We start from the raw sequence: 17392 nt of genomic DNA, 5'->3' as shown, positions 1-17392 counted from the left end.
GCTAGCCGATGGCGTAGGCGTTGGTGACGGTCTGGGTGATCGAGCCGCCGATCGCGTCGGTGGCGGTGACGCGCAGCCAGGGCGTGCTGCCCTTGGCGCCGGAGTTGGCCCAGGTCGCGCGGAAGTGGTTCTGGCTCGTGCTGGTGACCTGTGCCTGGGTCCAGGTGGCGCCGCCGTCGAAGGACACCTCGACCCGGGCGGTCTTGGCCGGGGCGTTCGAGCCGCGACCGTCGTAGCCGAGGTGGTCGACGGTCAGGTTCATGCTCTGGGTGTCGGCTGTGCCGCGGCCGTGCGGGTCGGTCGGCAGGTCGTAGGTGAGGTTGAGCACCGGCAGGATCTGGCAGCCGGCGATCACGGTGTCGTCGAGGCAACTCTCGCCGTCCGGCAGCGTGTTGCCCCGTGTCGGCTTCGCCGCGGTGCGGAAGGTCAGGTCGGTGTGGGTGACGGTGGACAGTGGCGCGAGTTCCGGCGAGCGGCTGGTGTCGGCCACCACGCGGTAGGTGGCGGCGCCGGCGGGCACCTTCACGGTGATGCCGCCGTCGTCGAGGGCGGAGCTGCCCAGCTCCGTCCCGTCGCGGGAGAGCGTCATGTGGGTGGACCAGCTCTGGCCCGGGATGAAGGCGTGCGCCGGATCGCTGTCGCTGCCCGCCAGGTTGAAGGAGAAGTGCAGCTGGTCGCCCGCCTGGCAGGCGACGCAGGGCAGGACGGACTGCTTCGGGTCGACGTTGTGGTGCACACCGACCTGGGGAGCGATCGGCCCCCGCATCCAGTCGACGTCGTAGGTCTTGCCCCCGTCGTAGTGCACGGGGTCGCTGACGGCATTGAGGTCGCCGCCGAACTCACCGTTGTCCGTCAGCCAGTTGCCGCCGTCGCCGGCGCCGAGGTACTGGATCGCGTCGTCCGGTGCCGGGACCAGGAAACCGAAGCCGAGGGCTCCGGCGCCGAACACGGGGTCGATGAAGCCCTCGCCGAGCGCGTCCAGGTGGCCGTCGCTCGTGCGGTAGAGGTGGTTGCGCACCGTGGCGGTGTTGGCGTCCGTGATCCGATAGGCGCCGTCGGCGGGGATCTCGGGGGAGCCGAACGGCGCGTCGTACCAGTAGGAAGGAGAGGCGTTCTTCGGCGCGATGTTGAACCACTGGGTCAGGAACCGGGAGCGCCCGTGCGGGGCGGCGGGCGTCGGCGTCACGTAGAACGGCAGGATGTTCGGAGCGATCTGCATCGTGCCGGCGGCGACGCTCAGACCGGAGCTGTCCATGCGGCTGGCGGAGGCGCTCATGCTGAAGGTCGACGAGGGCCGTGGCGTGCTGAAGGTGAGCGGTGTGGTGCTCGCCCGCTCGTCGACGTCGAACGTCGTGGCGGCGCCGGAGGCCGGCACCGTCAGGTTGTCCATGTCGACGAGCCGGTACGCCGCCGGGTCGCCCTTGTCGTCCTGGTCGAAGAAGAGCGCGAGCACCACGTAGTGGCCGGCGGGCAGCTGGACCTTGGCGATGCCGTCGACCATCGGCAGCTGGGCGGCGAACGAACGCATGGAGTCGGTGTCGGCCACCGTCACGAAGACGTTCTGGGCCGGTCGGCCGGCCAGGTCGGTGGCGCTGACGGTCACCGGGTGCAGCGCGTACTGCGGCGTCATGACCGGTGGGGGGACGGCTCCCGGCGTGTCCAGGCTGATCGACGCGACGCCGGAGAAGAGTGGGCCGGCTCCGGTGGCGGCGGCGCGCAGCGTGTCCGAGAAGGTGGGCGTGAGATAGCCGACGCCGGTCGTTCCCTGGACCGACGTCAGGGTGAGGCCGGCGGGCGGCTGCGCCGCTCCGTCGGTGAACACCACCCGCACCGGGATCCGGCCGCCGCCGCCGGCCCGTCGCAGGGCGTCGAGATCGAAGAGGGAGAGGTCGAGACCGTGGCCGAGGTGGGGTAGCAGCGGGTACGGCACCGCGTACTGGTCCCCCGAGGGGAGGCGGAGGGTGGCGAGGGCGGGCGAGTGCTGTTCGGTGCTGTCGATCATGTAGACGGGCTTGCCGCCGGTGGTGCTGACGGTGAACCGGTCGCCGGTCGGCAGTGTCACGGCGGTGGCGGCGGGCCCGGTCGGATCCGCGGCGCCGGTAGCCGTCGTACGGACCGTGCCTGCGGCCTGGCCGGGTATGTCGGCCGATGCGGGTATGTCGGCCGCCGATGCGGGCGTGCCGACGCCGGTGACGGCGAGACCGACGGCGAGGGACAGCGCACCGAGCGCGTGACGTCGCCAACGGTGGTGCGGGCGGCGGCTCAACGTCGGCCTCCTCTCCGTGTCTCTGTACACGCGGCTGAGGCGTGCTCACTTCCCATTCGCTGACAGGTGCATGTCATCATCGACAGTGCCTCTCGATGCGCGGCAGGTGGGGGTGTCGATCAGGTGGAATCGCGATGAACCCGAGTCGGTTGACATCGCGACGTCAGGATCTTCACACCGGCATCAGGGAAGCGGGAGAGGACGGGAGCGACGTGTCTCCGTCATGACGCCGATCCGCCGCTTTGCGTACGGCCTATCGCTCGCGGCCCTCGTCGTCGGCACGGCGAGCGGCGAGCCATCCGGCCTGGAAACGGGTGGAGGCGTTCAGCGACGAGAACAGGGCCTTGGTGCGGCGGTCCAGGCTTCGCGGCGAGACCTGGAGGATCCGGCTGATGGCGGCATCGGACAGCCCGGCGGCCAGCAGCGGCACGAGCTTGTCGGCCAGCGCCTCCGGATTGCCGGGCGTCGCCCGGACCTCGCCGTGGTCCAACCCGATCGGCGTCGCCCGCTCCCACAGCGTCTCGAACAGGATCACCAAGGCGTCCAGCAGCGCCGAGGCACGGACCACCATGCTGCCGCCCACCGCCGCGCCGGGCTCGATCGGCGCCGGCAGCATGGCGATCCGCCGGTCCACGATGACCAGCTTCATCGGCAAGGACTCCAGCAACCTGGCCTGTTCGCCGCTGTCTTCGCGAAACGCCTCGGGCTGGAGCCTGGCCATGGCCTCCGGATCGTAGATGACCCGGTAGGCGACACCGCGGTCCATGCTGGCGCGCTCCATGTCCACGCTCCGCGGGCCGGGCGTGCGGACGAACGGGCCCTTGACGAAGCTCAGCAGCTCGCGCTCCGCGCTCTGCTGGAGCTGATCGACCCGTAGTGCCAAGGTCTCCGGATCGTTGATGATCTCCAGCAGATCGGGCCGGGCGCCGCCGTTGCCCTCGGACCTGATCCGCTCGGCCAGCCGCGCCGCGCCCAGTCGCGCCCGGGCCAGCCCCTCCTGCTGTTTGACCGCCAGGGCTTCGATCGCCACGTCCGGCGGCGAGGGCAGCCAGCGCAACGGCGTCCCCACCGCCCGACTGACCAGGCCCTTGCGGGCGAGCCGGGTCAGCAGATCCGCCGCGTGGCTCTCGCCGGTGTCCAGTGCCCGGGCCAGTTCACCGGTGGTCCGCCCGGGCCTGTCGACGACGGCGAAGTACGCCTCTTCCTCCGACTCGGAGACCCCTACGGCGCCCAGCCATCCCCGCTCATCGTCCGACATGCCCGACATTATGCAGAGCCACGGCGAGTCGCCGCCATGACGGGAACCCGCGGGCCGGGCGCAGGGGCCCGGCGCCCGCGGGTTCAGCCCTTGATAGCCCCGGCGGTGAGGCCGGAGGCGATCCTGCGGTGGATGACGAGGAAGAAGACCACGACGGGCAGGGCGGTCAGCGTGGCACCCGCCATGAGGCCGCCGTAGTCGGTTCCGAAGCTGGTCTGGAAGGAGACCAGCCAGATGCTGACGGTCTGTTTCTTCGGGCTCGACAGCAGGACGTAGACGAGGACGTACTCGTTCCACGCCTGGACGAGGGCGAAGACGGAGGTGGCGACGATGCCGGGGGCGAGCAGCGGGAGCACCACCCTGCGGAACGCGCCGAGGCGGCCGCAGCCGTCGATCATGGCCGCCTCTTCGAGCTCGACGGGGACGCCGGCGATGAAGCCGCGCAGCATCCAGACGGTGAAGGGCAGGGTGAACACCAGGTAGGTGAGGATCACGCCGACGAGGCTGTCGGTCATGCCGACGTCGTTCAGCAACAGGTACACGGGGATGATCAGGGCCGTCAGCGGGACCATCTGGACGATCAGGATCACCACGACGAAGGCCTTGCGGCCCACGAAGCGGAACCGGGCGAGGGCGAAGGCGGCGAGGGCGCCGACCACCAGGGACAGCAGGACGGTGCCCAGCCCGATGACCACGCTGGAGCGGACGTTGGCCCAGAACGTCTCGCTGTGCAGAGCCCGGGCGAAGTTGTCGAAGGTGGGCCGACCAGGCCAGAACTCCGGTGGCAGCCTGAGGATTTCGGTGGCCGGCCGGAACGCCGTGAGTACCATCCAGTAGACCGGGAAGCCGATCACCGCGGCGACGAGCAGCCCCAGCAGGTCGTGGCCCGGCGACCGCCGTCGTCTCATTCGATCTCTCCGGTCCTGAACATCTGACGCAGATGGACGACCGATCCGGCGAGCAGCAGCACGACGGTCACGAGCGCGATCGCGGCCCCGGCGCTGTACCGGTTCACGGCGAAGGACTCGATGAAGGAGTAGACGCCCAGCAGGTAGTACTCCCGTTCAGGCTGGCCGCCGCGCATGAGCCAGATCTGGTTGAAGACCCCGAAGTCCCAGATCGCCGACAGCGTGGTGACCATGACGAGGACCGGCCTGATCGTCGGCAGGGTGACGTGCCGCAGGACCTGGAACTGCCGGGCCCCGTCGAGGAGCGCGGACTCCTCCAGCTCGGGCGGGATCTGGGCCAGCGCGGCCCGCAGGGTGATCGCGGCGAACGGCAGCGAACCCCACACCACGACGGCGACGATGACGCTGAACCCCTGCCAGGGGTCGGTGAACCAGTTGTGGCGGGCCAGATCGACCCCCGGCAGCCGGGAGAGCAGCCAGTTCACCACGCCGTAGTCCGCGTCGAAGAGCCAGCGGAAGATCGACGCGGAGACCATGACGGGCATCGCCCAGACGGTGACCAGCACCCCGGCGATGACGGCGCGCACCCACGGCGAGACCCGGTGCATCAGCTGCGCGGTGAACAGTCCGCAGAGCACGGTGAGGGCGACGCACACGGCGGTGAAGACCACCGTGCGGGCCACCACCGTCCAGAAGAACCCGTCGCCGAGGATCCTGCGGAACTGCTCCAGCCCGGCCCACGGCGGGGACGCGCCGCTGAACAGCTGCTCGCGGGTCATGTCTTGGAAGGCGAGCACGACCATGTCCACGAGCGGGTAGCCGAGCACCAGGAGGAGCGCGAGGACGGTGGGGCCGATCAGCAGGTAGGGCAGCAACCGCGGACGGAGTCGTCGTGGCGTGCGCTGTGGCGTGTGCCGCCCGCCCCGGTCAGCGCTCATTGATCACTTCGTCGATCCGCCGGTCGGCCTCCCGGGTGGCGTCCTGTACCGACGCCTTGCCGTTGGCGATCCGTTCGAGCATCTCGGGCAGGATGTTGGACTTCTCCACCGACGTCCAGCCCGGTGCGAACGGGGTCATCCAGCCCCCGGTGGCGGCGGCCTGGGCGGCGGGGCCGTTGATGCCGCCGGCGGCGACCTCGGCCAGCTGGGTGGTGTTGTTGGGCAGGGTGTTCGCGGCGATCAGCGCCTGCTGTGACTGCCGGTCGGTGAACGACTTGATCCAGTCGGCGGCCAGTTCCTTGCGCGTCGACTTGGCCGGCACGGCCAGCGTAGAGCCGCCGAGGAACGGCGGCAGGAGCTTTCCGGACGGGCCGGGGAACGGGAAGGTGGCGAACTTCTCCTTCAACTTCGGGTCCCCGCCGGAGCGTTCGTCGGCGGCGGCGTCCGCCTCCCAGGTGTTGCCGTAGAAGACGGCCACCCGGCCCTGGCCGACGACGCCCGGCTGGTCGCTGTTGTCCTTGGCGCGGTCGCCGACGTAGTAGGTGTCGATCAGCCGCTTCCACTCGGTGAGTCCGGCGACGGACTTCGGCGAGGACAGCGAGGCCTTCCAGCGGTCGCCGTCCTTCACCGCGATCTCGCCGCCCGCGTCCTTCACGAAGGCCATGGCCGCGTACCAGTAGCGGCCGGGCAGGTACAGGGCGGAGAAGTTCGGGTCCTCGGCGCCGTAGCTCGCCTTGAGCCGGTCCAGCGCGGAGACGAGTTCCGGGTACGTCTTCGGCGTGCCCGGCACACCGGCGCGGGCGAAGTAGTCGGTGCGGTAGACCGCGACCCGGGCCCCGACGTAGTAGGGCACGCAGTAGGTCTTGCCGTCCTTGCGGCACGCGTCGGCGAGGGCCGGCAGCCAGGCGTCCGACTGGTCGAAGCCGGCCGGGTCGAGGGAGGCGAAGGCGCCGTTGACGATGTAGTTGGTGGTCTCGCTGTTGCCCATCTCCACCACGTCGGGCACGTTCTTCCCGGCGAGGACCGCGTCCAGCTTCTGGTTCTTCGTCGTCCACTGCTGGTACTGGACGTCGACCTGGACCCCGGGGTGGGCCTTGGCGAACCGGTCATTGGTGGACTTGACCAGCTCCGGCCAGCTCTCCTGGGCGTCCACCGCCAGCCACACCGTCAGCTTGCCGCCGGCGCCGGAGCCACCCCCCGAGCCGGAGCCGCATCCGGCGACGGCCAGGGCCAGGAGCAAGGTGAGCATGAGGGGTCGGCGGCGCACGCGGGTGGTCATGGGTGTCTCCAAAATCGCTGTGGGGGTAGCGATCTGATTACCCATCAATGACTTGGCGTTTGCAGAGGTCTAGACATTTGGCTGGAAGATGACGTCCGGCGGCCGCGATGGCCCGGTCGCCCCAGTCGTCAACTGGACGCTGGGGAGGGTTAGTTCAGCTCTCCAAGCCTGGCGCAGTCGCTGACCCGTCGTCCAGGGCGCGGGGCCCGGACCTCGGGTCGGCGACTGCGGAGGCGGGCGCAGCGGCCCGCGTCCACCGCGTCGACGTACCCGGCCTGGTCGAGTTCGGTCAACAGCTCGCGGTGCCGGCGGACGTCGTCGCCCTCGTCCTCCACCGGCTCGGTGACGAACCGCACCTGGGCGGCCAGGGAGCGAGCGAGGGCGCTCGCCGCCTCGGCGGTCTCGGCGGTGACGACCAGGAAGCCGGCCCGGTCTGGCGACCAGCGCACCTGCGGGAGCGCCGTGCCCACCTCGAACCGCACATGGAACTCGAAACGGCGTGCTGCGTGAGCACACCTACGAAGGCCACCTGGAGCGCATGGCACTGGCAGAACGCTGAGCCCGTCGCGGTGCGACCGCTGTGGCCACGTTGCGCCGCCGAGCGTCCCGGCGGCGCAACGTGCCACGTGGTGGACCGGCTGAGGCTTCGGCGTGCCGGACACGCCGGGCGCGTTCGGCAGAGGGTCGAACTCGGCCAGCTCGTCGGGCGCCGGCATCTCGAAGTAGCCGCGCGCCCTGTCCAGTACGGACTCGGTGATGAGGAACGTGCCGGGCGGCAGGTCCGCGTTGCGCTCGTCGAGGCGCCGACGCAGCTCGTCCATCGGTGGGTCCAGAACGCACAACACCACCGTGGTGCCCAGGGCCTGTGCCTCCCCGCGGTATCTGTCGCGCTCCTCTCGGGCGTACAGCCCCCAGTCGAGTACGACGTTGCCGCCGGTTTCCAGGAAGGGCCCGGTACCGGATGGGCCGTCCGGGCGGAGGCCGTCAGGCAACCGGCCCAGTTCCACGGGCGCCCCCCGGGCCGGGCTGGTGAGCTGTACCGGGAGTCCGCTACCCGGCCCGGCCTCCCGGATCGACCGAGGGAGCAACCCGTGCCGAACACGCCGACGCCGTACGCCGACCTGCGCGCCCTGGTGATCAACTGCACGCTCAAACGCTCCCCCGAGCGCAGCCACACCCAGGGCCTGATCGATGTCAGCACCGGCATCCTGGAGCGGCAGGGCGTCGCGGTCGAGGTCCTGCGCGCGGTGGACCTCGACATCGCGACGGGGGTGTGGCCGGACATGACGGAGCACGGCTGGGAGACCGACGAATGGCCGGTCGTCTACTCCCAGGTGATGGCGGCCGACATTCTGACGCTGGCCGGGCCGATCTGGCTGGGCGACAACTCCTCCGTGATGAAGAAGGTCATCGAGCGGCTCTATGCCTGCTCGTCCATCCTCAACTCCCATGGCCAGTACGCCTACTACGGCCGGGTCGGTGGCTGTCTGATCACCGGGAACGAGGACGGCGCCAAGCACTGCGCGATGAACGTGCTCTACAGCCTCCAGCACCTCGGGTACACCATCCCGCCGCAGGCCGACGCGGGCTGGGTGGGGGAGGCGGGTCCGGGGCCGTCGTACCTCGATCCCGGGTCGGGCGGGCCGGAGAACGACTTCACCAACCGCAACGCCACCTTCATGACCTGGAACCAGCTCCACCTGGCCCGCATCCTGAAGGACGCCGGAGGCATCCCGGCCCACGGCAACCAGCGCTCCGAGTGGGACGCCGGCTGCCGCTTCGACTTCGAGAACCCCGAGCACCGCTGAACCGGACCAGCTATACGACGGGGTCCGCCCAGCGTACGAGGCCAGTCGAGATCCGATCCAGATCGTCCCCTGCTTCGGCCCACCTCTTCGGTGGCCGCTGCGGGTGCTCCAGAGAAGCAAGGAACAGGTCGTTGATGAGTGCCTTGCGTTCCAGGTCGCGCAAGAGCGGCAGGCCGAAGATCTTGAACGTGGTGGGCAGAGGGGCCGCGAGGTAGAGATCGAGCTCGTGGACCTGTTGCCGAAGACTCTCGATATTTCGATCCGCCCCCTCGTCGAGCGCCCGGCAGTCAGCCGCGAGCTGCTCGGCGATTCTCTTGGTCGCGACGCAGATCTTGTGCGCTCGGGTCTTCGCCTTGATGCAGAAGCCCACGGAAGCACCGAACAGGCTGATCCCGATCGTGAGCCGGGCCGCTGGTGCCACGTTCGGCATGGCCCTCACCGTCAGCAGGAAGCCGGCGGTGGAGAGCACCATGCACATTGCGTGGATGAACGTCGCACGGCGTACCCGCCATGCCAGAGATGCTCGCCAGTCTGTCGTGGGCTGCATGCGAGGGGCGCCGAACCACCACAACATGGCGATGAGGCTCACCGCTCCCCCCATACCACCGGGGTTGAACTGGTGACGGCCGGACCACACCAGGCACAGGGCCCAGACCCCGGTCACGACCCAGATCAACAGCGAGCCGACCTCGAAGAACCGCTGCGCAGGACGGGAGAGCGCGGAGGGGAGCAGGCCGAGGATGTAGGCGGCGATGGGGGGCAGAACCAGGGCCGAGACCCAGATCCGCGAGGGGAACCCCAAGCCGGTGAGCAGGGCTAGCGTTGCGATGACGGTCCCGGTGAACCCTGCTGCTGCCGCCTTCCGTTGTCGGGGGTTCCACGAGGCGGTGATTGCCGTGAGCTCAGTCATTCGTGCCGCTTCCCTGGTCAGACGCCGGTGCTGTTGCCTGGTCCACCATCGACCGAATTGGCCCGAGGCGAGAGTGAAACGTAGCGAATGGCGCTGACAAGTCGGGATCAGCTGCAGCGCAACGTCCGAGTGGCCTTGGCAGGAGACGTCCCGCAGGGTGAGTGAAGCCCAATCTCGTTGACGGAAAGGGTGGTTCGCGATGCGATCAACCAGGCATCTGTGGCAGGGTCTGACGGGTGTTCTTGGACTACGCGGTTGTCTGAGACAATCCCACCTACGCACATGTGTCCGGTGAGAGCCTGCGTGAGTTGGCCGCCGGGTCGGCGTCTGGGCCGCTGTCGGCGAGGCCGACGAAGCCCAGGTCAGCGATCGCGCCGAGGCCGGCCGCACGCAGATGGGCAGTCAGTCGGTCGTGGCGGCAGGCGGTGATCTCCGAGGTGCGTCCGGGCCGGACCGCGGAGACCCACATCAGGCGGCCTTTGTCGTCGGTGAGCGCGATCACGAGCAGGCCGTGGCATTTGTGATGCACACCGCTCAATGCGCTCCGTGACTGGCTTAAATTGCGTGCAGTCCGCTCGCTGGCCCGGCGTCAGCAACAGCGAAAGCACGCGGCAACGACCGTCGGCGCTCAGGTGGATCTTGGTGGTGAAGCCTCCGTGGGAGCGACCGAGCGCCTCACCTCCCACACCACCTCCACCAAACGATCGCGCAGTCTCACCCATGGTGTTTCGCCCTGGTGTGCCATCGCCGGCGCCCCTCTTGATGTGGCGGGGGGTGGGGTCTTCCGGGCGCCGGCCGCGTGGTGGTGGGTACGGATCGAGGTGGAATCAACCGAGACGTCCCAGTCGACCCCACCCGCGGCATCAGCCTGGGCCTGCACCTGCTGGAGCAATCGCTCCCAGGTCCCATCGGCCGACCAGCGCCGATGTCGCTCGTAGACGGTTTTCCACGGACCGTAGCGTTCAGGCAGGTCACGCCAGGACGTGCCGGTCCGCAGCTTCCACACGATCCCGTTCAGCACCAGCCGGTCGTCCGACCGCGGACGACCGGCCACCCCCGAAGCCGGAAGAAACCGCGACAGCACGGCCCACTCGGCATCCGAAGGCTCATGACGACGCACCATGACCGACATGATCTCTCATCACTTGATCAGCTTTGAAGACGACCCCTAGAGATCGTCTTCAAAGGCCCTCAACAGTGCTTTTGCTGCTGCCCGTACGTGCTCATCGATTCAGCGCTTCAGCAGGTGGGAGACCGTCAGCACCCCTCGTGGTCCAGGCGCCCCGACAGCCCCACACCCCCCTTCGACCCGCCGAACAGGCGGACAGGCCGCCGCGCTTGCCGCGGGAGTGGGCGGCGGGCCTACGGTCCGACGTGGACCAGTGCCGCCCAGATCTCGGGTGCTTCCGGCCGGTCGCGGACGAGTTGTCGGACAGCCGCCCGGAGTGCGGCTGCGGCGTCGTCGGAGCTGAGCGCCAGGTCGTCGGAGGACCGTCCGGCGAGCAGGTGGTCGTAGAAGGAGACGGCCGCTTGTCGGGCGGGTCTGCTGCGCAGGTTCCAGTAGGTGGCGATCACGTGCCGGAAGCCGGCCAGCCGAAGCGCCCCGGCGAGGGTCACCGGCTCGTCGGGGTGGTCGATGGTGGCACGCTGCGTCTGGCACGCCGACAGGTAGGCGAGCTCCGCAGTGCGCAGACGCAGGGCGGCGATGTTGGTGACCTTGAGGTAGTCGCCGCCGATCGGGTCCCAGGTGTAGAGGGTTCCGTCGGGGGTGGAGGCGTCCTGACTGCCGTGACCCGCGAAGTGCAGCCAGTCGTGCGCGGGCAGCGCGGCCAGCACCGCCTCCCGGGTCGCTTCCTGCTCTCTCAATGGCGTGGCATTCGGGAACCGCGCGACGACCGCGTCGATCTCGCCGGAGACGTGTGTGAGGGGCGTCCGCCCGGCCGTGCCGGTCTCGACCCCGCCGACGCCGATTGCCAACATCCGTGGAGCGCGAGCGGGCCGGTCCGGGCCGCCCTTTCGTGCGGACAGCAGGGAACGGAGGGTCGGGACGTAGGAACAGATGGCGCGGTCCACGAGCAGGTCGGGGGGAACGGACTCGCCGTCGTACGGGTCCCTGGAAAGCAGACCGGCGGCATGGAGGGGCAAGCGGTTGAGAACGTCCGTCGGACAGAGCCACAGGCGCATCGGCCGGCGAGAGCGGCCGTCACGCGACCCGCTGCTCTCGATGCGGTCCAGCACCGGCCGGATCAGGCTCTGCCAGAGCCATCCCAGGAGATCGACCAAGTACTCCCGCAGTTCCTCGACGCCGTCGGTAGGGGAGTCCATCGCCTCCAACAGCCCGGCCAGCGCCTCCGCCCGGGCCTCGGCCTTCTCGCGGTCGAACGCGGGAAGGGGCACCACGACGACGGTCCCCTGCGTCAGGATGAGCGCGTCACAGCGCACGCCGCTGATGTTGAAGAGGACGACAGGTCCGTGATCGCCCGCGTGAACCAGCTCGTCGAACGGCGGCGGGCGTAGGAACCCGGCCATTCCCGGAAGGCGGCGGGCCTGTTCGACCAGGTCCGTCCAGCGCAGGTGGAGCTCACGCCGTCGGCCGGCGTGGGCGAAGGCGTCCCCCACGGCGAGATGCCGGTCAGAGATGGATGGGCCGTTGTCGGTCAGTTGACGGCGGACGCCCTCCAGGCCTTCGGCGAGCGCGGGATCGAGCACGCGGATGTCCTCGAGGTCCGCGTTCATGTCGAGGGCGTGTGACAGGAGTTGCGCCCGGCCCTGTTCGAGGAGCTCCACCGCGCGTTGGGGCTTCCCCAGCAGGATGGCCAACGCCGCCGTATCGCAGACGGCCTCGGACTTGCCGCCCAGCGGGCGCAGCTGGTCCTCTCTGGACAGGCCCGGCCAGGCGAGCTGCGGCAATACCTCGATCGCCGCACTCAGGCCTTCGCGGGCGCCGTCCACGTCCCGCTCCTCGGCCATCAGGTGGGCCCAGGCGAACGACGCCGCCCAGCGCTCGGCCGGTGAACCGAAGCGGTGTGTGGCGGCACGCCGATAGAGGTCCAGTGCTTCGGCTCGCATCGCCTTGCGCGCTCTGCGGGCCTTGCGAGATGAGTCAGATGCACCGGAGATCAGTGCGTCGGCGAGGAAGAGCGCCCGTTTCACCCAGCCTGGCGAGTCCTCAGCTTTTTCGAGGCCTTGCCGCAAGTGGTGGTAGGCCTCCGCCGCCGCCTCCGGCTGATTCCCGTGAACGGACCAGCCCAGAAGTGCCTCGCCGCACTGCGTGTGGTACGCGGGGCGCGTCACGTGGCCGGACGGAACGAGCGCGAGCCCCCTGCGCGCGGCTCGGCATGCGGCGGCCAGATCGTCCGTGTCCCGGCCCTCACGAAACCGGATCGCGCGGGTGAGGGGGTGCATGTCGTACGACATCCGGGCAGTCCGTCGGCAGGCCGTTGATCTGTTGTCCGAGGCGCCGACGTGGCGGCTCTCCACCCGCGGGTGGTCCCGGGTGGGGGAGTGCCTGGCGGCCCTCCAAGCCGGTGCCGAAGCGGGCGACCTGACGGCACTCAGGCGTGCGACCGGGCGGCTCTCCGACCTCGTCGACGTCTGGCGGGCCCCCCGGTCAATGGCCGAGGGGGAGAACGAGCCCATGCCGCCACAACTCCTCGAAGCCTACGGGGTGCTGATCCGGACGTTGGAGGACGCCGACGGGGGCGGGAGCTCGCAGGACGACTCGGATGAGCACTGAGGTCCGCTTCGCGCGGGAGACTCTGCAACTCCACTACTTCATGGACGTTCAGCAACTCACCGGCCCGGGCCGGACCGTGCTGGACGCCCTCTGGTCCGCGTGCGAGCGGATCGGGATGGACCGACCGGTTCCGTCGACTGGCGACACGGTCCTGCCTCACACGATCGACGCGTCCTCGAGCTTCCACCCCGTGCGCAGTCGCCGGAGCAGTGGGCCCGGCGTGTTCGAGGCCCGGGTGTACGTGCTCGGCGGGATCGCGGGCCTGGTCGTGATGCTCGCACCACCGGACGCCGGCGCCTCGCACGGCATGGCAGAGACGGCGACGATCTGGGCCGACCTGGAGCGGGCATGGGACGGTGCCTACACGCCACCGGCGCAAGGGGGCGTGAACCCGCTGATCGGCAGCGTCCGGATCTACCGCGCCCTCGCCGATGCGAGTCCCGGCGCGGCCCTCGACCTCGATGTCGTGGCCGGCCGACTCGCCGGGATCGTGCCGGATGCTGCGACGGACGGGACCGACCGGGTCTCCGAACGGTTTGTCGCTGCCGGCCGAACTCTCCATGCGGGAGGTGACGTCCCGAGGGGCCGGGGAGGAGCACGTGGATCGGACGTTCGTCACCACCGCGAGGGCCACTGAGACCGGCGAGGCGTCGCTGGACGCATGGTCCTGGTTCGACGTCCGTAGCCCGATGGCGCCGGTCACCAGATACCTGTTGCACGCCGCCGCCGTCAGGGACCAGTACGGGATCCGTCGAGCCGCGGACTCAGGCCTAACGCGGCGTAGGACCGCATTGCGGGAGGACGGGCAGCTCCTGTTTCTGGACTGTCACCGGCTGCTCTCGGCGAGCGGCTACCACAGACGTGCCGCACGGCGGGAGCTGGCCTGCTGGGAGGAACTGGCAGAGCGGGCACACCGGTTGTTGCTCGAGGACGGGATCGCCGCCGACAGGGAGCTGAAGCTGCGTACCATGGGCCGTACGATCGGGGTCCATTCCGCCGCGATGACAGCCGCGTTGAGCACGCCCGCGGACCCGAGTCCCGGCCTCCTGTTCTCGGACGCGCAGTGCGCGACGCGCCTGGCGGACGTCCTGGAGGAGGACGCCTTCTCCTTCGGTGTCGAGCGCGAGCGCGTCAAGGAAGCGGCCCGCATCGCGACCGAGTCGGCCACGCAGCGCCTTCAGAGCCATCAGCAGTACCTGTCGCTCGTGCAGACCTCCGTGATCGGGGGGTTGCTCATGGCGCTTACCGCGGTGCAGACGCTGGGGTTCAGGCTTCCGCTGGCCGAGCACGTTCAGGGGCCGTTCATCGCCCTGCTCGCCACGCTCGCGGTCTCGCTGCCCGTGGTGATCATGCGGCGTTGGAGCGGTGGGAACGGGGGACGGCCGGGAGCGGTCTTGGAGATAGCCGGTCTGACTGGGGCCGGTGCCGCAGTGGGGTGGCTGCTCGCTCGCGGCGCCGGCCACGGAGACTGGTCCACGGCGGTGACGGCGGCCTTCGCGGTCGCCGGTGCCGTCCTGCTCGGTACAGGTGGCGCGTGGCACGCGCGCCGCGCGATCCGATGAGTTCCGTCCGCCGGTGCCGTACCGAGACGAAGGGCCGCACCGCCGCGCGGTGAACGCCCTGACCGCGGCCGGCCGACCGCAACCCGATGGTCCGGCCGTCTGCGGACGGACCCCGAACCGATGTGTGGAGATCCAGGTGACGACCCTCGCCGACAACGACAGCCTCCTGCCCGGCGCTCCCCAGTTCTGGGATGTCGTAAGTGGCGTCCTCACCTCCTGGTTCGGCGTCGGCAGTGTGGCCGCCACCGTCACCGCGACCCTCATCGCGGTGCGGATGTGGTACCTGGCGGGGCGGGAGGGCTACCGGGCGGCCCGGGCCGGTGGTCGCACCGTCGTGGCCGCCGCCCGCTTCAGCGCTCGACACCTGGGCCGTATCCCGGGACACCGGAAGCTCTACGCGAGCCTGACGATCATGGCGGTCCTCGTCCTGCAGGCCCTGTGGCTCGCAGGGACGTACTTCTTCATCAGTGTGCTCGTCGCCAACGTGCGTTCCATGTTCGGCGGCGCGCCGGTCGGCGACCTGCACGATCTGCTCCGATGGGGCGGCGTCAACGGCTACTACACCGTCGGCTGTCCGCTGCTCCTGGTGGCGGCGTACGCGTTGACCGTCACCGGCAACCGGGAGATGACTTCGGTGCTCGGTGTCCTGCCCGCCGTCCTGCCGGCCCTGTCGGCGGGGCTACTCTTGTTGTTCGCCGTCCTCGCGACGCTCATCTACGGCCTACTCGCGCTCTTCGGTTCCGATGACATCTCCTGGGCCGATGTCGGCTACTTCTGGTGCGCGGTCGTCATCCTGACCCTCTACGCGCTCGCGGGCTTCGTGGCGATGGGCGCCACCGCTCTGACCGCTGCGGCGTGGCGCGCCGACGAGTCGTCCATCGCCGCCGGCAGCCCCACCGAGGCGGAGGGAAGTGCCTGAATCGTGGTCGCCGGAACTCCGGTCCGGCCACCTGAGCCCGGCTTCCGCCCCTTGCTTCAGTTGGTTGAAGGCGCATTCGACGACGTTGCGGCGCCCGATGGGTGCGGCGGTCGAAGCCGGGCGGGCGACCGCCGCGCGCGCCTGGGCCGAGGTGGTTCGGGACTTGGCCGGTGCGTTCGGCGATGGTGTGAGGAGTTGGACTTGTCCGATGTCGTGGCTGGTCAAGTAGGGTGCCAGAGTGTTCCGCCGATCTGGGCTGGGGGCAACACTCTGGCATCTGTACCTTGGCGGGCGCCGTGCTCCGGGGTGTCGGTTGCTGCTTTGACCTTGAGGCCTTTGCGCACAAGGCTGCTGAGCCGCAGCGTTCAGTGCCTCCTGGTCGGAACGCCGAGGAACAACTCCCACATCCGGGCGGCAGCCGTGGCAGTCGAGACTGAGCCCCACGACGGATGAAGCATCTTTGGACGAGTTACGTTACTGGCTGTACAGAAACCGGCCAGTCGCTGTGGGCGAGGAGTTGACTGGCTTCTGAGACCAGTGCATCGCAGGCGAGCTTCGACTGGAGACGCAGACGCTCGGCCTCGGTGAGGTTCGCGGCATCCCTGATCGCGAAGGTTGCCCGGACCGCCTGCTCGGCAGCCTCCGCTAGCTCCGGGCAAATGATCCGCAGAGTAGCGTTCGGGCCGGAGACTGCGCTGCGGGTCTGGTGAACGGCCGGGGTGTACTGTTCGTCGGCCACCGCGACGTCACCGGTTGCGGCGAGAGCTTGAGCCATCCCCTTGGCTCGTATCATCTGGGCTCGGCGGTGGTCTTCTAGGGCTGCTACGAGAGCAGCTACGCTGCTTACGACCTCACTACGTCGGTCCTTGGCATCGGCCAGAGCCTGCGCAGCGCGGGACGTGCGGCTGTTCATCCAGCCGGCGAGCAGCGTCCCGGAGAGCGTGCCGACTACCGCTACCGCGCTCGTGCCGACCGTGGTCCAGGTATTGATGTCCATCACTTTGTCCCCTCCGTTCCGTCAACAAGCCACTTCTAGCCTGCTTGCTGAGCCAGTTCGAGCCGGACTGCCCCTATGGCCCATGCACGAACCCTCCTAGCCGGCCGTCACCGGATTCGGGGTGTCCGCACCAGGCAGACTCCCCGGATGCCTCGGAGACCATGGACCCAATCCTGCCGGTGGTATCCGGCGGAACGACATCGGCCCGTCTGTTCCGGGGAAACGCATAGGTCATCCCGGGCGATAGACGCTCCCGCGCGGGTGGGTCCTGTCTCAGATGCCACGCAGTTGATGAGGGCGTCTTGATGATCGTGGCGGTTCCGCGTGGCCCGCGTTCCAGTCGCAGGTTGCTCACTACCCATCTGGTGGGGCCAGCTCACTGCCCAGTCCCCTTCCGGTGTTGCCTCTGGGGCCTGTTGGCCTCCATGGAGGCCAACAGGTTCCGTTCTCTTGCGGACGCTCTGGCGAATGTGGTGGGTAGGCCCGGCCAACGGCACCGGGTTCGGTCGGCACTGGCCTGCGCCGGCCGTCGGGTGAGCGTCTTCGGTGACGGAGCTCGTGTCCGCCAGGTCGGCCATGCCGCAAGGATTCCTTGGCCGTTGGGGCGGATGCCGATAGGTGATGGGGGAGGAGACACTGAGGCCGCTGTTGCGGTTGGTGTTGTTGACTCGGAGGCCAGGGCATCTCTGAGTGTCGGCCTCAGTCGGAGGGCCGCCCGTTCCCCGTGGGTAGCACAGTCGTGCTGATGGAAATATCGCTAACTCGTTTTGTTTGCAACGTGATTCGAACAGAAAGAGGAAACGGGAAACCC

At 69.3% G+C, this 17392-nt stretch carries 15 protein-coding genes and 1 pseudogene; 5 read left to right on the top strand and 11 right to left on the bottom strand.

Features of this window, described 5'->3' with window-relative positions:
• Nucleotide 1: 1 nt before the first annotated feature.
• The 6 genes from QWJ13_RS33655 to QWJ13_RS33630 form a co-directional block, all read right to left on the bottom strand.
• Entirely contained in the window at nucleotides 2-2266 is a 2265-nt protein-coding gene (locus QWJ13_RS33655) for a hypothetical protein (RefSeq protein WP_316529453.1), read from the bottom strand.
• Nucleotides 2267-2519: 253 nt separating this feature from the next.
• On the bottom strand, nucleotides 2520-3524 hold the full coding sequence (locus QWJ13_RS33650; protein WP_316529452.1) for a helix-turn-helix domain-containing protein: 1005 nt from the start codon (nucleotides 3522-3524) through the stop codon (nucleotides 2520-2522).
• A gap of 83 nt (nucleotides 3525-3607) precedes the next feature.
• Complete coding sequence (locus tag QWJ13_RS33645) at nucleotides 3608-4432, bottom strand: carbohydrate ABC transporter permease (RefSeq protein ID WP_316529450.1); 825 nt, start codon at nucleotides 4430-4432, stop codon at nucleotides 3608-3610.
• Entirely contained in the window at nucleotides 4429-5307 is an 879-nt protein-coding gene (locus QWJ13_RS33640; protein ID WP_316529448.1) for a carbohydrate ABC transporter permease, read from the bottom strand. The genes QWJ13_RS33645 and QWJ13_RS33640 overlap by 4 nt, the downstream gene beginning before the upstream one ends.
• Before the next feature lie 52 nt (nucleotides 5308-5359).
• Entirely contained in the window at nucleotides 5360-6649 is a 1290-nt protein-coding gene (locus tag QWJ13_RS33635; protein ID WP_316529447.1) for an extracellular solute-binding protein, read from the bottom strand.
• A gap of 149 nt (nucleotides 6650-6798) precedes the next feature.
• Complete coding sequence (locus QWJ13_RS33630; protein ID WP_316529445.1) at nucleotides 6799-7470, bottom strand: hypothetical protein; 672 nt, start codon at nucleotides 7468-7470, stop codon at nucleotides 6799-6801.
• A 270-nt stretch (nucleotides 7471-7740) separates the two neighbouring features.
• Here QWJ13_RS33630 and QWJ13_RS33625 point away from each other — a divergent pair, with 270 nt between their 5' ends.
• On the top strand, nucleotides 7741-8457 hold the full coding sequence (locus QWJ13_RS33625) for a flavodoxin family protein (RefSeq protein WP_316529444.1): 717 nt from the start codon (nucleotides 7741-7743) through the stop codon (nucleotides 8455-8457).
• A 10-nt stretch (nucleotides 8458-8467) separates the two neighbouring features.
• On the opposite strand, the gene QWJ13_RS33620 is transcribed toward QWJ13_RS33625, so the two are convergent.
• The 4 genes and pseudogenes from QWJ13_RS33620 to QWJ13_RS33605 all read right to left on the bottom strand — a co-directional run bounded on the left by QWJ13_RS33620 (nucleotide 8468) and on the right by QWJ13_RS33605 (nucleotide 12784).
• Nucleotides 8468-9367, bottom strand: a complete 900-nt coding sequence (locus QWJ13_RS33620) for a hypothetical protein (protein WP_316529443.1) — start codon at nucleotides 9365-9367, stop codon at nucleotides 8468-8470.
• A gap of 274 nt (nucleotides 9368-9641) precedes the next feature.
• Nucleotides 9642-9869, bottom strand: coding sequence for a hypothetical protein (locus tag QWJ13_RS33615; RefSeq protein WP_432277655.1), 228 nt, complete (start codon nucleotides 9867-9869; stop codon nucleotides 9642-9644).
• A pseudogene (locus tag QWJ13_RS33610) lies at nucleotides 9862-10499 on the bottom strand (IS5 family transposase); the annotation flags it as partial. The pseudogene QWJ13_RS33610 and the gene QWJ13_RS33615, both read right to left, overlap by 8 nt.
• 230 nt (nucleotides 10500-10729) lie before the next feature.
• Nucleotides 10730-12784, bottom strand: a complete 2055-nt coding sequence (locus QWJ13_RS33605) for a CHAT domain-containing protein (RefSeq protein ID WP_316529439.1) — start codon at nucleotides 12782-12784, stop codon at nucleotides 10730-10732.
• Here QWJ13_RS33605 and QWJ13_RS33600 point away from each other — a divergent pair.
• The 4 genes from QWJ13_RS33600 (at nucleotide 12771) to QWJ13_RS33585 (ending at nucleotide 15584) form a co-directional block, all read left to right on the top strand.
• Entirely contained in the window at nucleotides 12771-13103 is a 333-nt protein-coding gene (locus QWJ13_RS33600; RefSeq protein WP_316529437.1) for a CATRA system-associated protein, read from the top strand. The two genes, QWJ13_RS33605 and QWJ13_RS33600, sit on opposite strands and share 14 nt — an antisense overlap.
• Complete coding sequence (locus tag QWJ13_RS33595) at nucleotides 13093-13740, top strand: CATRA conflict system CASPASE/TPR repeat-associated protein (RefSeq protein ID WP_316529435.1); 648 nt, start codon at nucleotides 13093-13095, stop codon at nucleotides 13738-13740. The genes QWJ13_RS33600 and QWJ13_RS33595 overlap by 11 nt, the downstream gene beginning before the upstream one ends.
• Nucleotides 13664-14665, top strand: a complete 1002-nt coding sequence (locus QWJ13_RS33590) for a CATRA conflict system CASPASE/TPR repeat-associated protein (RefSeq protein WP_316529434.1) — start codon at nucleotides 13664-13666, stop codon at nucleotides 14663-14665. The genes QWJ13_RS33595 and QWJ13_RS33590 overlap by 77 nt, the downstream gene beginning before the upstream one ends.
• 136 nt (nucleotides 14666-14801) lie before the next feature.
• Nucleotides 14802-15584, top strand: a complete 783-nt coding sequence (locus QWJ13_RS33585; RefSeq protein ID WP_316529432.1) for a hypothetical protein — start codon at nucleotides 14802-14804, stop codon at nucleotides 15582-15584.
• Nucleotides 15585-16053: 469 nt separating this feature from the next.
• Here the strand turns inward: QWJ13_RS33585 and kilB are convergent, their stop codons facing one another.
• Nucleotides 16054-16581, bottom strand: a complete 528-nt coding sequence (gene kilB / locus QWJ13_RS33580) for a plasmid transfer protein KilB (protein WP_316529431.1) — start codon at nucleotides 16579-16581, stop codon at nucleotides 16054-16056.
• Nucleotides 16582-17392 lie beyond the last annotated feature (811 nt).

It is taken from the genome of Kitasatospora brasiliensis, assembly GCF_032654805.1.
GTDB classification, from domain to species: domain Bacteria; phylum Actinomycetota; class Actinomycetes; order Streptomycetales; family Streptomycetaceae; genus Kitasatospora; species Kitasatospora brasiliensis.
Note: the sequence above shows the minus strand (reverse complement) of the source record. Positions and strands in the feature narration are given on the sequence as shown.

What these genes read in the sequence shown, in the direction of transcription:
- QWJ13_RS33650 (WP_316529452.1), bottom strand. Translation starts at nt 3,524, where the DNA reads ATGTCGGACGATGAGCGGGGATGGCTGGGCGCCGTAGGGGTCTCCGAG.
- QWJ13_RS33645 (WP_316529450.1), bottom strand. Translation starts at nt 4,432, where the DNA reads ATGAGACGACGGCGGTCGCCGGGCCACGACCTGCTGGGGCTGCTCGTC.
- QWJ13_RS33635 (WP_316529447.1), bottom strand. Translation starts at nt 6,649, where the DNA reads ATGACCACCCGCGTGCGCCGCCGACCCCTCATGCTCACCTTGCTCCTG.
- QWJ13_RS33630 (WP_316529445.1), bottom strand. Translation starts at nt 7,470, where the DNA reads ATGGACGAGCTGCGTCGGCGCCTCGACGAGCGCAACGCGGACCTGCCG.
- QWJ13_RS33620 (WP_316529443.1), bottom strand. Translation starts at nt 9,367, where the DNA reads ATGACTGAGCTCACGGCAATCACCGCCTCGTGGAACCCCCGACAACGG.
- QWJ13_RS33600 (WP_316529437.1), top strand. Translation starts at nt 12,771, where the DNA reads ATGTCGTACGACATCCGGGCAGTCCGTCGGCAGGCCGTTGATCTGTTG.
- QWJ13_RS33605 (WP_316529439.1), bottom strand. Translation starts at nt 12,784, where the DNA reads ATGTCGTACGACATGCACCCCCTCACCCGCGCGATCCGGTTTCGTGAG.
- QWJ13_RS33595 (WP_316529435.1), top strand. Translation starts at nt 13,093, where the DNA reads ATGAGCACTGAGGTCCGCTTCGCGCGGGAGACTCTGCAACTCCACTAC.
- QWJ13_RS33590 (WP_316529434.1), top strand. Translation starts at nt 13,664, where the DNA reads ATGCGGGAGGTGACGTCCCGAGGGGCCGGGGAGGAGCACGTGGATCGG.
- kilB (WP_316529431.1), bottom strand. Translation starts at nt 16,581, where the DNA reads ATGGACATCAATACCTGGACCACGGTCGGCACGAGCGCGGTAGCGGTA.